General features: G+C 55.7%; 14 protein-coding genes. 13 read left to right on the plus strand and 1 reads right to left on the minus strand.

The annotated features are described in order from the left end of the window. The first annotated feature begins 24 nt into the window (after positions 1-24). Together rihA and ACX9GU_RS19680 are read left to right on the plus strand one after the other, a co-directional pair. Positions 25-957 (plus strand): pyrimidine-specific ribonucleoside hydrolase RihA, encoded by a 933-nt coding sequence (gene rihA, locus ACX9GU_RS19675; protein WP_473192627.1) that lies wholly within the window; start codon positions 25-27, stop codon positions 955-957. Between the two features lie 562 nt (positions 958-1,519). Further along, complete coding sequence (locus ACX9GU_RS19680; RefSeq protein WP_473192628.1) at positions 1,520-1,915, plus strand: hypothetical protein; 396 nt, start codon at positions 1,520-1,522, stop codon at positions 1,913-1,915. Positions 1,916-1,968: 53 nt separating this feature from the next. On the opposite strand, the gene ACX9GU_RS19685 is transcribed toward ACX9GU_RS19680, so the two are convergent. After that, positions 1,969-2,451: a zinc ribbon-containing protein gene (locus tag ACX9GU_RS19685; protein WP_024531309.1), complete on the minus strand. Its 483-nt coding sequence runs from the start codon at positions 2,449-2,451 to the stop codon at positions 1,969-1,971. Positions 2,452-2,719: 268 nt separating this feature from the next. Here ACX9GU_RS19685 and leuS point away from each other — a divergent pair, with 268 nt between their 5' ends. From leuS to ybeD, 11 genes are all read left to right on the plus strand, one after another. After that, the gene (gene leuS, locus ACX9GU_RS19690) at positions 2,720-5,302 is read left to right on the plus strand and encodes a leucine--tRNA ligase (RefSeq protein ID WP_065686404.1); all 2,583 of its coding nucleotides are present in this window, start codon (positions 2,720-2,722) and stop codon (positions 5,300-5,302) included. Positions 5,303-5,316: 14 nt separating this feature from the next. Next, positions 5,317-5,880, plus strand: a complete 564-nt coding sequence (gene lptE / locus ACX9GU_RS19695) for an LPS assembly lipoprotein LptE (RefSeq protein WP_473192629.1) — start codon at positions 5,317-5,319, stop codon at positions 5,878-5,880. Beyond that, the gene (gene holA, locus ACX9GU_RS19700) at positions 5,877-6,911 is read left to right on the plus strand and encodes a DNA polymerase III subunit delta (RefSeq protein WP_473192630.1); all 1,035 of its coding nucleotides are present in this window, start codon (positions 5,877-5,879) and stop codon (positions 6,909-6,911) included. Before lptE ends, holA begins: the two co-directional genes overlap by 4 nt. Beyond that, on the plus strand, positions 6,901-7,563 hold the full coding sequence (gene nadD, locus ACX9GU_RS19705) for a nicotinate-nucleotide adenylyltransferase (protein WP_473192631.1): 663 nt from the start codon (positions 6,901-6,903) through the stop codon (positions 7,561-7,563). Before holA ends, nadD begins: the two co-directional genes overlap by 11 nt. A 183-nt stretch (positions 7,564-7,746) precedes the next feature. Continuing rightward, a complete protein-coding gene (gene rsfS / locus ACX9GU_RS19710) occupies positions 7,747-8,064 on the plus strand; it encodes a ribosome silencing factor (protein WP_021180005.1) in 318 nt (105 codons plus the stop codon). A 3-nt stretch (positions 8,065-8,067) separates the two neighbouring features. Further along, the gene (gene rlmH / locus ACX9GU_RS19715) at positions 8,068-8,538 is read left to right on the plus strand and encodes a 23S rRNA (pseudouridine(1915)-N(3))-methyltransferase RlmH (protein ID WP_473192632.1); all 471 of its coding nucleotides are present in this window, start codon (positions 8,068-8,070) and stop codon (positions 8,536-8,538) included. 38 nt (positions 8,539-8,576) lie between these two features. After that, positions 8,577-10,472 carry a peptidoglycan DD-transpeptidase MrdA gene (gene mrdA, locus ACX9GU_RS19720; RefSeq protein WP_037375141.1) on the plus strand — a complete coding sequence of 632 codons (1,896 nt, stop codon included), beginning with the start codon at positions 8,577-8,579 and terminating at the stop codon, positions 10,470-10,472. A gap of 8 nt (positions 10,473-10,480) precedes the next feature. Continuing rightward, positions 10,481-11,593, plus strand: coding sequence for a peptidoglycan glycosyltransferase MrdB (gene mrdB, locus ACX9GU_RS19725; RefSeq protein WP_021805334.1), 1,113 nt, complete (start codon positions 10,481-10,483; stop codon positions 11,591-11,593). Between the two features lie 10 nt (positions 11,594-11,603). Continuing rightward, positions 11,604-12,686 (plus strand): endolytic peptidoglycan transglycosylase RlpA, encoded by a 1,083-nt coding sequence (gene rlpA, locus ACX9GU_RS19730; protein WP_473192633.1) that lies wholly within the window; start codon positions 11,604-11,606, stop codon positions 12,684-12,686. A gap of 184 nt (positions 12,687-12,870) precedes the next feature. Further along, on the plus strand, positions 12,871-14,082 hold the full coding sequence (gene dacA, locus ACX9GU_RS19735; protein WP_473192634.1) for a D-alanyl-D-alanine carboxypeptidase DacA: 1,212 nt from the start codon (positions 12,871-12,873) through the stop codon (positions 14,080-14,082). Between the two features lie 102 nt (positions 14,083-14,184). Continuing rightward, positions 14,185-14,451 (plus strand): DUF493 family protein YbeD, encoded by a 267-nt coding sequence (gene ybeD, locus ACX9GU_RS19740; RefSeq protein WP_021180010.1) that lies wholly within the window; start codon positions 14,185-14,187, stop codon positions 14,449-14,451. Positions 14,452-14,580: the final 129 nt, after the last annotated feature.

Genomic DNA, 14,580 nt, shown 5'->3' on the forward strand with positions numbered 1-14,580 from the left:
ACAATAACGCTGAAGGAGAAAGTGATGTCCCGCCCTATTATTATCGATTGTGATCCAGGTCTTGATGACGCTATTGCCCTTGCCATGGCACTACGCGCCCCTATGTTAGATGTTAAAGCCGTCATCACTTCCGCCGGTAACCAAACACCGCAAAAAACCCTGCATAACGCCCTTGGACTGCTGACGCTGATGCAACGGCAAGATGTCCTGGTCGCTGGCGGTGCCGCCAAGCCCTTGATGCGCGATCTGGTCATTGCCGATTACGTGCACGGTGATACCGGTATGGGCAACACCCATCTGCCAGTACCGGATTTTCAGCCTGTAAAGCAAACTGCGGTCGAGTTGATTGCCGATCTGCTGCGTACCAGCCCAGAGCCGATTACGCTGGTGGTAACCGGCCCGATGACCAATATTGCCTTGCTGCTGTCACAGCACGCAGAGCTGAAGAGCAAGATTGAACGCATCGTGTTTATGGGCGGTGGGCTGAACGCTGGCAATACCACGCCGGTGGCCGAATTCAATATCTACGTCGATCCGGAAGCGGCCGAAATCGTGCTGCAGTCCGGCGTACCGCTGACCATGGCCGGGTTGAACGTCACCCATCAGGCATTGGTGTTACCGCAGGATATCGAACGCATCCGCAGCATTAATAATCCGGTGGCGGCAGCGGTAGCCAGCATGCTCGATTTCTACCTGCCGTTGTATCTCAGCCACCCGCGCGGCCTGCCGGGTGCCGCCATGCACGACCCTTGCACCATCGCCTGGCTGTTGGCCCCGGAGCTGTTTGAAAGCCGTGAGCTGTGGGTGGGTGTGGAGACCCAAGGCCAATACACCGTGGGCATGACGGTAGTGGATGAGTTTGGCCAAAACGGTAAACCGGCCAACGTCGAGGTGTTGACCCATATCAACCGCCAGGGCTTTATCGATCTGTTGGTCGAGTGTGTTGCACGTTATTAAATGACCCCTCACCCTAACCCTCTCCCACAGGGAGAGGGGACCGATCGAGTGTGCTGATTGCCCTGTGTAATACCTTGTATTTCTTGTGCTTATGCCCTACTTTCCGAAGCTGCACAGCCTTATCAAAGATGCCGGGCAGCTCCCTCGCCTTGTGGGAGAGGGTTGGGGTGAGGGGACAGAACGTGCCACAACTCAACCACATCCGCAGCATCAACCCTGTCACATATTAACGCCTGCACCTGAGCACTACTCCGAACCCGCTTTACCGCTACGCCGAGGCCTCTGGCAGGTGGGGATTATGCAGGTTAGCCGACCGTTGAGCGCAAGGATGCGCGATTGCGAGCCCCCATGGACGGGTTTACGGCGTGTCGGCGTTCTGCATAATCCCCAGCTGTAGTGCCGTCACAATCAGCTACTCACCGTGGACATCACACCGACGTCAAGGTGCTAACCCATATCAACCGATTGGGCTTTATCTCGACATAGAGCAATAACTCCGGACTGGTTTACTTTTGTCCGATAAAACAAGACAATGCCGCCACAATGATACAGGGAGAGACAAATGAAAGGATATTTACGCAAGTTACTGATCGGCTTGCTAGCCGTCGTTATTGTGGCCGCTGCACTGTTTTTTTGGGTCCGGTATGAAATTAAGCAGGATGCCACACTAGCTTTTAACCAAAACAGCATCGTCAAAGAACATCTAGGTGAAGTGACCATAGAAGAACTCGGTCTGAGTCAGTTTGCACCGATGAGTAACTGCCAGGATGATTGCGACCACTATCTGGTAAAGTTGAAAGGTGAAAAAGCTAGCGCTACTGCCGTTATGGACTTTGCAAAAGGGGATACTGAACTCTCCAATGCGATATTGTGTCTGGCTGACGGCACCAATATTGCTCTGACAGAAGATGCAGTGGCTTTGGTACAAAACGACACCAAAGAAACGCACTGCCAGTGATGCTTTCTCAATAAGCTGTAAATTCCCCTCATGCAACATGAGGGGAAATCGCCTTAAGGCTCAAACGGCCGGCGTTGGAACTGATCGTGACCACATTTCGGGCACAAAGGCAGCACTTCCGGGGTGTAGAAAGCCAGATGGTGATGGCATTTCTCACACACCAGATTGCCCAGCCCGACCACCTCGCCGCTGTGGTAGACGCCGTGATGGCTGACATCCTTAAACACCTCACGCCACTCCAACTGGGTTTTATCGGTGATATCCGCCAGTTCCTGCCACAGGCTTTCCTTTATTACGCGCATAAACACGCTGTCGGTGAATTCCTCCCGGCTCTCTTCATAGCTGCGGGCAAACTCTTCCAGATCGCGGCGTACAGCCCGGGTCAACTGCTCCACTTCCGTACGGCTGAGTTCCTCCACTTCGTTCAAACGTTTCTCGGCGCTGGCGACCAATTGGTCAATGTCACGCTCACCGTTCTTTAAACGTTCCGTCAGTGACGTCACCAACTCGCGGTAATACTGAGCAACCTTGTTCATAGCTTCTCCTCGATGAACTACTGCGACAGGACTTCTCCCCTAAAACTACTCGTTATTATTTTAGTCGTAAATCACTGATGTGGCTTGGCTAGGTGAGGTTTTGGCAGATTGTGAGTCACATCATGGCACAGATATTTTTTTAATACGCCGAGTCAGGCCGCTTGGTGTTGTTGCTGGCAGGTCTTATCAGCTATGCTATGCAGATCTATAGATACTCACAGAATGCTACGGATGTAGCTGTTACACACCTACAGGACCATCGGCCGCCATGCAAGAGCAATACCGCCCCGAAGAGATAGAATCGAACGTACAGCTTCACTGGCAAGAGAAGCAAACTTTCAAGGTTACCGAAGACGCCAGCAAGGAAAAGTATTACTGCCTATCCATGCTGCCATACCCTTCTGGTCGTCTGCACATGGGTCATGTTCGGAACTACACCATTGGCGACGTGATCTCCCGCTACCAGCGTATGCTGGGCAAAAACGTGCTACAGCCAATTGGCTGGGATGCGTTTGGCCTGCCAGCCGAAGGCGCGGCGGTAAAAAACAAAACCGCACCGGCCCCTTGGACCTACGACAACATCGAATATATGAAGAACCAGCTGAAACTGCTGGGCTTCGGCTATGACTGGGACCGCGAGATCGCCACCTGCGATCCTGACTACTACCGTTGGGAACAGTGGTTCTTCACCAAGCTGTACGAAAAAGGCATGGTCTACAAGAAGACCTCGGCGGTGAACTGGTGCCCACACGATCTGACCGTACTGGCCAACGAACAGGTTATCGACGGCTGCTGCTGGCGCTGTGATACCAAGGTTGAGCGTAAAGAGATCCCACAGTGGTTTATTAAAATCACCGATTACGCCGATCAACTGCTCAACGATCTGGACACGCTGGAAAGCTGGCCAGAGCAGGTGAAAACCATGCAGCGCAACTGGATTGGCCGTTCCGAAGGGGTAGAAATCACCTTCGACGTTGCCGACAGCGCTGAGAAAGTCACCGTCTATACCACCCGCCCAGACACCTTTATGGGGGCTACCTATGTGGCAGTTGCCGCAGGTCACCCGCTGGCGCAGCAGGGCGCGGTCAACAATCCGGCGCTGACAGACTTCATCGACGAATGCCGCAACACCAAGGTTGCCGAAGCCGAAATGGCCACCATGGAGAAGAAAGGCATGGCCACCGGCCTGTTTGCCATTCACCCGTTGAGCGGTGAGAAGCTGCCAATCTGGGTAGCCAACTTCGTCCTGATGGAATACGGTACCGGCGCGGTAATGGCCGTCCCTGGCCACGATCAGCGTGACTGGGAATTCGCCACCAAATACGATCTGCAGATCAAACCGGTCATTTTGAACCTCGATGGCAGCAAGCCAGACGTCAGCGCCGAAGCGATGACCGAAAAAGGCACCCTGTTCAACTCCGGTGAATTCGACGGCCTGGATCACCTGGCAGGCTTTAACGCCATCGCCGACAAGCTGGTGGCCAAAGGCGTCGGCCAGCGCAAGGTGAACTACCGTCTGCGCGACTGGGGCGTGTCCCGTCAGCGCTACTGGGGTGCTCCAATCCCAATGGTCACCCTGGAAGACGGCACCGTAATGCCAACGCCAGAAGATCAACTGCCGGTGATCCTGCCGGAAGATGTCGTGATGGATGGCATCACCAGCCCGATCAAAGCCGATCCCGAGTGGGCAAAAACCACCGTTAACGGCCAGCCTGCGCTGCGTGAAACCGACACCTTCGACACCTTTATGGAATCTTCCTGGTACTACGCGCGCTACACCTGCCCGCAGTACGATAAAGGCATGCTGGATCCGGCTGCGGCCAACTACTGGCTGCCGGTCGACCAATATGTTGGCGGGATCGAACACGCCATCATGCACCTGATGTATTTCCGCTTCTTCCACAAGCTGATGCGCGACGCTGGCCTGGTCGATTCAGACGAGCCTGCCAAACGCCTGCTTTGCCAAGGCATGGTGTTGGCCGATGCCTTCTACTACACCGGCACCAGCGGCGAGCGCGTCTGGGTATCTCCGGTTGATGCCACCGTCGAACGTGACGAGAAGGGCCGCATTGTCAAAGCAACCGATCCTGAAGGCCGCGAACTGGTCTATGCTGGCATGAGCAAAATGTCGAAGTCGAAGAACAACGGCATCGACCCGCAGGTGATGGTAGAAAAATACGGCGCGGATACCGTGCGTCTGTTTATGATGTTTGCTTCCCCAGCAGAAATGACGCTGGAATGGCAAGAATCTGGCGTTGAAGGGGCTAACCGCTTCCTCAAGCGCGTCTGGAAACTGGCTTACGACCACGTTGAGCAAGGGGCGGTTCAGCCACTGAACGTCAGCGAGCTCAATGAAGATCAGAAAGCCCTGCGCCGCGACGTGCATAAAACCATCGCCAAAGTGACCGACGATATCGGCCGCCGCCAGACCTTCAACACTGCCATCGCCGCCGTGATGGAGCTGATGAACAAACTGGGCCGTGCGCCGCAGGAAAGTGAACAGGATCGCGCGCTGCTGCAAGAGGCCTTGCTGGCCGTGGTACGTATGCTGTATCCGTTCACACCACACGTCTGTTTCACCCTGTGGCAAGCGTTGAACGCCGAAGGCGACGTAGACACTGCGCCATGGCCGGTAGCAGACGAAGCCGCCATGGTGGAAGATTCCAAACTGGTGGTAGTACAGGTTAACGGCAAAGTGCGGGCAAAAGTCACCGTGCCAGCCGATGCCACCGAAGAACAAGTGCGTGAGCGCGCCGCCCAGGAGCATCTGGTGGCCAAATATCTGGAAGGGGTCACGGTACGTAAAGTGATCTATGTTCCAGGCAAATTGCTTAACCTGGTTGTGGGTTAACTCAAGGAGGCTTTGTGCGACTTCGTATTCTGACGTTGTTGCTGGGGTTGGCGGTGCTTGTCACCGCTGGCTGCGGTTTTCATCTGCGCGGCACCGCGCAGGTGCCCACAGAATTGCATACGCTGATCCTGGACAGCTACGATCCCTTTGGCCCACTGACCCGTGCCGTGCGCGAGCAATTGCGTCTAAGCGGGGCTACCGTGGTCAAATACGATCCGGCCCACAAGGAAGTCCCGTCACTGCGCATCGTCAATTCGACGCAGAGCCAGGATACGGTTTCGATCTTCCAGGACGGTAAAACGGCCGAATTTCAATTGGTGATGACGGTTCAGGCCCAGGTATTGATCCCAGGGCATGATATCTACCCGATCAACGTCAAAGTCTTCCGCTCTTTCTTTGATAACCCGTTAACCGCCTTGGCCAAAGACGCCGAGCAGGACATCATTATGCAGGAAATGCGTGAGCAGGCTGCCCAGCAAATTCTGCGTAAGATGCTGGCGGTGCACGCAGCGGTGCAAGAAACGCAAAAAAAAGCCGCTATCGTCGGTGAAAAAGCGGCCAGTACCGCAGCACAATGATCCGTCTTTATCCTGAACAACTTGCCGCGCAGCTCCGAGAGGGGCTGCGCGCTTGTTATTTATTGAGCGGTAATGAACCCTTGTTGCTGCAGGAAAGCCAGGATCTGATCCGCCAGGCCGCCCAACAGCAGCAGTTCACCGAGCATTACAGCATTTCCCTGGATGTCCATACCGACTGGGATGCCATCTTCAGTATCTGCCAGGCCATGAGCCTGTTTGCCAGCCGGCAAACCCTGTTGCTGATTTTCCCCGAGAACGGCCCAACGGCCCCGATCGGCGAGCAACTGGTCAAGCTGGCCGCTTTGCTGCATGACGATATCCTGTTGGTACTGCGCGGCCCACGCCTGACCAAAGCCCAGGAGAACAGCGCCTGGTTCAAGGCTCTCAGCGCCAATGGCGTCATGGTCAGTTGCCAAACGCCGGAACAGGCACAGCTGCCGCGCTGGGTTGCCCAGCGAGCCAAGTCAATGCAGCTGGAGCTTGATGACGCAGCCAATCAACTGCTGTGTTACTGCTATGAAGGCAACCTGCTGGCACTTTCGCAGGCGTTGGAACGACTTTCGCTGCTGCACCCCGATGGTAAACTGACGTTGCCCCGCGTAGAGCAGGCGGTAAACGATGCTGCCCACTTCAGCCCATTCCACTGGCTGGATGCCCTGCTGGCAGGCAAGAGCAAACGTGCCTGGCATATTCTGCGGCAGCTCCAGCAAGAGGACGTCGAGCCGGTGATCTTGCTGCGTACCCTGCAACGGGAACTGCTGATGCTGCTGAACCTGCAACGCCGCATGGCGCACACCCCGCTGCGTACGCTATTCGATCAGCTCAAGGTCTGGCAAAACCGCCGCAGCCTGATCACTCAGGCTCTGCAACGCCTTTCGGGTGAACAATTGCGGCAGGCGGTGCACCTGTTGGCGCAAATTGAGCTCACCCTCAAGAAAGACTACGGCCAGTCGGTTTGGCCGGAGCTGGAAACCCTGTCGATGCTGCTCTGCGGCAAACCTCTGGCCACGAGTATCACCGATGCCTACTAGCCCACAACAGCCGCATACCCTGCACGCCTTTTTCGGTGGCACCTTTGACCCAATCCACTACGGCCATCTGCGCCCAGTGGCGGCCTTGGCTGAAGAAGTCGGCCTTGATAAGGTCACGTTGTTGCCTAACCATGTGCCTCCCCATCGGCCACAGCCGGAGGCCAACGCGCAGCAGCGGCTAGCCATGGTCGAGCTGGCCATCGCAGGTAACCCGTTATTTGCCGTGGACGATCGTGAATTGCACCGCACCACCGCGTCCTACACCATCGAGACTTTCGAAACGATTCGTAAAGAACGTGGCGCCACAGCGCCTCTGGCGTTTATTATTGGCCAGGATTCGCTGCTGAGCCTGCACAAATGGCATCGCTGGCAAGACCTGTTGCACTTCTGCCACCTGTTGGTGCTGGCGCGCCCGGGTTATAACCAGCAGATGGATACGCCAGAGCTGCAACGCTGGCTGGAACAGCACCAAATTACCGATGCCGCCCTGCTCAGCCGACAGCCGCACGGGTTTATCTACCTGGCAGATACCCCTTTACTGGAGATATCCGCCACCGAGATACGCCAGCGCCGTCACCAAGGCATCAGCTGTGACGATTTGCTGCCGCGCCCGGTGCAGCGTTATATCGAGTTACAGGGTTTATATCGATAGGCCGCATGCTATACTGCGCCGCTATTTTTCAGGTATCCGCTGAAAACCCCAAGGATCTTGGCTAGCTGGGCAAAACCAGCAGGCTTTCAGCGGCATCCTGCCGAAACCATCACGATTCAGGCCAGTGACTTTGGGCAGTTGCCCTCAGCTTCCTGATGAACAGAACAACCCGAGGGGGAACCTTTGCAAGGTAAAGCGCTCCAAGATTTCGTTATCGATAAAATTGATGACATGAAAGGCCAGGATATTGTCGCTCTAGATGTTCAGGGCAAATCCAGCATCACCGACTGCATGATCATCTGTACCGGTACTTCCAGCCGCCATGTGATGTCGATTGCCGAACACGTCGTGCAAGAAGCCCGCGATGCCGGTATGGAACTGTATGGCATGAAAGGCCAGGCCGTTTCCGATTGGGTAGTGGTCGATCTGGGCGAAGTGATTGTGCACGTGATGCAGGAAGAAAGTCGCCAATTGTACGAACTGGAAAAGCTCTGGGGTTAAGCGGTGAAACTGCAATTGGTTGCAGTCGGCACCAAAATGCCCGACTGGGTGCAGGCCGGCTTTATGGATTACCTGCATCGCTTTCCGAAAGATATGCCGTTTGAACTGACCGAGATCCCGGCGGGCAAACGCGGCAAGAATGCGGATATCAAACGCATTCTGGAAAAGGAAGGCGAGCAGATGCTGGCAGCGGTGGGCAAAGGTAACCGCATCGTTACGTTGGATATCCCAGGCACCCCGTGGGAAACGCCCCAGTTGGCACAACAGCTCGAACGCTGGAAACAGGATGGCCGCAACGTCAGCCTGTTGATTGGCGGCCCTGAGGGGCTGGCTCCGGCCTGTAAAGCCGCCGCTGAGCAAAGCTGGTCGCTTTCCCCGTTAACGTTACCGCATCCTTTAGTGCGTGTTTTGGTGGCAGAGAGCCTCTACCGCGCCTGGAGTATTACTACAAATCATCCTTACCACCGGGAATAACCGGTGGTGACAGTAACAGAGTGAAAAAAAGCAGCGGGATGAAAATAGAACGTAACCCTTTTCGCGACTATACGGCCGAGTCCGCCCTGTTTGTACGCCGCGCCGTGGTGGCGTTTTTTATCATTCTGGTGCTGACAGGCATCCTGATTGCCAATCTGTATAATCTGCAAATCGTGCGTTTTGAAGATTACCGCACCCGCTCCAATGAAAACCGCATCAAGCTGCTGCCTATCGCCCCCAGCCGCGGCATAATTTACGATCGTAACGGCACGCCGCTGGCGCTTAACCGCACCATTTACCAGTTGGAACTGATGCCGGAGAAGGTGGACGATCTTAAAGCCACGCTGGAGGCCTTACGCCCGGTGGTCGATCTCACCGACGACGATATCGCCAACTTTGAAAAAGAGCGCAAGCGCTCGCGCCGTTTCGTCTCGATCCCGGTGAAAACCCCACTGACCGAAGTGCAGGTGGCCCGTTTTGCCGTCAATCAATTCCGCTTCCCCGGCGCAGAAGTCAAAGGCTATCAACGCCGCTATTACCCTTATGGGTCTGCCCTCACCCACGTGATCGGTTACGTGTCGAAAATTAACGACCGCGACCTCGAGCGCCTGGACAAAGACGGCCAGCTACGCAACTATGCCGCCACCCATGATATCGGCAAGCTGGGTATTGAACGCTATTATGAAGATGTCCTGCATGGCAAAACCGGCTATGAAGAGGTTGAAGTCAACAACCGTGGCCGGGTGATCCGCCAATTACATGAGCAACCACCTTCCGCCGGTAAAGACGTTTATCTGACGCTGGATCTCAACCTGCAACGCTATATCGAGCAGTTGCTGGTGGGCAGCCGTGCCGCAGTAGTGGTCAGCGATCCGCGCACCGGGGGAATTTTGGCGATGGTTTCCAACCCTAGCTACGATCCCAACCTGTTTGTGGATGGCATCTCCAACAAGGATTATCAGGGGCTGCTTAACGATCCGAACCGCCCGCTGATCAACCGTGCCACCCAAGGGGTGTACCCTCCGGCCTCCACGGTCAAACCCTATATTGCCGTTTCCGCTCTCAGTGCCGGGGTGATCACCAAAAATACCGTCGTGTTCGATCCGGGCTGGTGGCAATTGCCAGGGTCAGAGAAACGCTTCCGCGACTGGAAAAAATGGGGCCATGGCCGCCTCAACGTCACCAAAGCGCTGGAGGAATCTGCGGATACCTACTTCTATCAGGTAGCGTACGACATGGGGATCGATCGCCTGTCCACCTGGTTGACCAAGTTCGGCTACGGCGAATATACCGGTATCGATCTTTCCGAAGAGCGCTCCGGCCTGATGCCAACGCGCGACTGGAAATTCAAACGTTACAAGAAACCGTGGTATCAGGGCGACACCATTCCGGTGGGCATCGGCCAGGGCTACTGGACCGCTACGCCAATCCAGATGGCCAAGGCGCTGAACACCCTGATTAACGACGGCAACGTCAAAGATCCGCATCTGCTGCAAAGTACCAAGATCAACGGCGTATTGGTGCCGTTCAAGCAAAAAGAGAGCAAGCAGATCGGCGATATCCATTCTGGCTTCTGGGAAATAGCCAAAGACGGCATGTACGGCGTTGCCAACCGGCCTAACGGCACGGCGCGCAAGTTCTTTGACAAAACACCGTATAAAGCCGCGGCAAAATCGGGTACCGCGCAGGTATTCGGCTATGAAACCTATAACGCCCACAAACTCGCTGAACACCTGCGAGACCATAAATTGATGACAGCCTTCGCACCCTACGATAACCCAACGGTTTCGGTGGCCATCATTTTGGAGAACGGCGGTTCAGGCCCGGCGGTAGGCACCATTACCCGCCAGATCCTCGACCACATCCTGTTGGGCGACAACAATACGCAATTACCGGATGCAGTACCGCTGCCGCCAGGTATAGAAGGTGATTAAGGTAGAACATGACTGAAAGCCAACAAAAGGGCTCTATCTGGACCAAAATCCATATCGACCCGACATTCCTGCTGTTTATTCTGGCCTTGCTGATCTACAGCGCCGTGGTGATGTGGAGCGCCAGCGGCCAGGATATGGGCATGATGGAGCGCAAAATCGGCCAGATCCTGATGGGGCTGATCGTGATGGGCGTGATGGCGCAAATCCCGCCGCGGGTTTATGAAAGCTGGGCACCCTACCTATACATTTTCTGCGTGATTTTGCTGATCCTGGTGGATGCCTTTGGCCAAATCAGTAAAGGGGCACAGCGCTGGCTGGATCTGGGCTTTGTGCGCTTCCAGCCTTCGGAAATCGCCAAGATCGCCGTGCCGCTGATGGTGGCACGCTTTATGAACCGTGACGTGTGCCCACCTTCGCTGAAGAATACCGGCATCGCGCTGGTGCTGATCTTCCTGCCCACCTTGCTGGTTGCCGCACAGCCCGATCTGGGCACCTCGATCCTGATCGCCGCCTCTGGCCTGTTTGTGCTGTTCCTGTCGGGGATGAGCTGGAAGCTGATCGCCGTGGCTGCCGTGGCGCTGGCCGCCTTTATCCCGGTGTTGTGGTTCTTCCTGATGCACGGCTATCAGCGTGACCGCGTGATGATGCTGCTCGATCCGGAAAGCGATCCGTTAGGGGCCGGTTATCATATTATTCAGTCGAAAATCGCCATCGGCTCTGGCGGCCTATCGGGTAAAGGCTGGCTGCACGGCACTCAGTCTCAGCTCGAATTCCTGCCAGAACGCCACACCGACTTTATCTTCGCGGTGTTGGCGGAAGAACTTGGCCTGATCGGCGTACTGGTGCTGCTGGTGCTGTATCTGCTGGTGATTATCCGCGGGCTGATGATCGCCGCCCGGGCACAGACCACCTTTGGCCGCGTCATGGTCGGTGGACTGATGCTGATCCTGTTCGTCTATGTGTTTGTTAACATTGGCATGGTCAGTGGCATTTTACCGGTAGTTGGCGTACCTTTGCCTTTGGTCAGTTACGGGGGGTCGGCGCTGATCGTACTCATGGCTGGGTTCGGCATCGTGATGTCGATCCACACGCATCGGAAAATGTTGTCTAAAAATCTATAAGAGGTGTGCAATGCGTAAGGAATGGCTTTGGGTCGGCGCGGTTGCTGCTGCGGTATTACTTTCCGCCTGTACCACCACGACGGAAGAAACACAGGCTCCGGTGCAACAAGCCTACAACGGGCCGGTGACCGAAATCGGCGGCGTGGAGCCTCACTATGAACCCTATAACCCTGGCACCCTGCAGGATTATAAGGTTAATGGCGACACTTATCGCATCGTGCAAGATCCGCAAAACTTCTCGCAAACCGGCCTGGCAGCCTGGTACGGCGAAGAAGCCAACGGCAACACTACCGCTATTGGTGAGCAGTTCGATGCCAATGCGCTGACCGCTGCACATCCCACCTTGCCTATCCCGAGCTATGTACGCGTCACCAACCTGGCCAATGGCCGTCAATTGGTGGTCCGCGTGAACGATCGCGGCCCTTATACTTCTGGCCGGATTATCGATCTGTCCAAAGCTGCCGCCGATCGCCTCAACCTGTCCAGCAACACCAAGGTGAAGGTCGACTTTATCAAAGTAGCTCCAGACGGCACGTTGAGCGGCCCTGGCACCGTGGGTACCGTCGTCGCCAAACAGAGCTACGCCCTGCCTCCACGCCCGGATCTCAGTTCCGGCAGCGGTATGGATACACCGATGCAGCAATCGGCACCGGTTGCCGCCCCTGCCGCACAAGCGATTGACAACGGCAGCATGAACTACAACGACAGCAACGCTACCCCTGCCGCCTCCACTGGCCGTAGCGGTGGTTTCCTTGGTGCGCCGCAGCCGTTAGCCCCTGGCGTATTGGAAGGGTCAGAACCCCAACCGGTCATCAGCGCACCCACTGCAGCCCCGGTTGTGGCCACCGCAGCTGCAACCAGTGCCAGCGGTAGCTATGTCGTACAGGTAGGTGCCCTGAGTAATGCCGAGCGTGCGCAAAGCTGGCAACAGCAGCTGAGCCAGCAGTTTGGCGTTCCTGGTAAGGTCGCCGCCAACGGCGCGGTCTACCGCGTGCAGCTTGGCCCATTCAGCAATCGTCAACAGGCCGCAGAGTTGCAACAGCGCCTGGCCACGGAGGCACAACAACAGTCCTTTATCACTACCGCACCCTAGTCGTGATACTCGGCAGGCCGATGCTGCCGACAGCAGGTCGCTTACATAGCTGAAACATTTTCTTTCAGGTAAATCTGTGTAAACCCTGATCTGTCGGCTCATTGGCTAATGCCTGCCGGGGCCCCGTCTGCTATAGTGTGACTCGTTTTTTAACTTAACTTTTACGGATGTTGTAGTCCCGATCATGAAACAGGTAACCTCTTTTCGCTTAATCAAAAGCCTCACGCTTGGCACTGCCATCGCGCTCAGCGCAGCGTCAGTTGCCCACGCAGACGACGTTAATATTAAAACCATGATCCCAGGTGTGCCGCAGATTGATGCCGAGGCCTACATCCTGATTGATTACGACTCCGGTAAGGTGTTGGCGGAATCGAACGCGGACGCACGCCGCGACCCTGCCAGTCTGACCAAAATGATGACCAGCTACGTCATCGGCCAGGCGCTGAAATCCGGCAAGATTGGCCAGGACGATATGGTCACCGTAGGTCAGGACGCCTGGGCTACCGGCAACCCGGTGTTTAAAGGTTCTTCACTGATGTTCCTCAAACCGGGGGACCGCGTGCCGGTTTCCAAGCTGACTCGTGGTATCAACCTGCAATCCGGTAACGATGCCTGTGTCGCCATGGCGGACTACGTTGCTGGTAGCCAGGACGCGTTCGTCAACCTGATGAATACCTACGTCAAACAGCTCGGCCTGCAAAATACCCACTTCCAAACCGTGCACGGCCTGGATGCGGAAGGTCAGTTCAGCTCGGCGCGTGATATGGCGTTGATCGGCCAGGCGCTGATCCGCGATGTGCCAGACGAATACGCTATCTATAAAGAAAAAGAGTTCACCTTCAACAATATCCGTCAGCTGAACCGTAACGGTCTGCTGTGGGATACCAGCCTGAACGTCGACGGAATTAAAACCGGTCACACCAATTCGGCGGGTTATAACCTGGTGGCTTCAGCGACGGAAGGCCAGATGCGTCTGATCTCCGCCGTGCTGGGTGGCCGTACCTACAAAGGCCGCGAAACCGAAAGCAAAAAACTGCTGACCTGGGGCTTCCGCTTCTTTGAAACCGTCGCACCGCTGAAAGCAGGCAAAGAGTTCGCTTCTGAACCCGTTTGGTTCGGCGATGCCGATCGCGTCGAGCTGGGCGTAGACAAAGATGCCTACCTGACCATCCCACGCGGCCGGATGAAAGATTTGAAAGCCAGCTACGTGCTGAACACCCCGGAAATTCATGCTCCACTGGCCAAAAACCAGGTGGTTGGCACCATCAATTTCCAGCTGGATGGCAAAACCATCGATCAGCGCCCGCTGGTGGTGCTGAACGAAGTGAAAGAAGGTGGCTTCTTTGGCCGCATCGTGGATTATATCCGCCTGATGTTCCATCACTGGTTCGGCTAACCCTTGAATCGGCTGAGTTCGGCCCCATATAACAATTAACACTAACTCCCGCCCCGGCGGGAGTTATAATTTAGAGATCCGCCACAGCTGGAGCGCACCCACATGCAAAAGACTAAACTGAACGAACTGCTCGAATTCCCTTGTACCTTTACCTACAAGGTAATGGGCCTGGCACACCCCGAGCTGGTAGACCAGGTGGTTGAAGTGGTGCAACGCCATGCTCCAGGGGATTACAACCCGCAGGTCAAACCGAGCAGCAAAGGCAACTACCATTCCGTTTCCATCACCATCACCGCCACCCATATCGATCAGGTGGAAACGTTATATGAAGAGTTGGGCAATATTGAAATTGTCCGTATGGTGCTGTAATTACAGCATAACTCCCTGCCAGCCAACCTGGTTCAGCGCCACCGCTGTCCGGGTTGCCCTGGTTCGCCAGGGATAAATGCTGGCCGCGGGCCAGAGCGCCCGGTATAATGTTTTTTACCACTTCTGTAA

The organism is Serratia sp. K1WW1 (assembly GCF_055790865.1).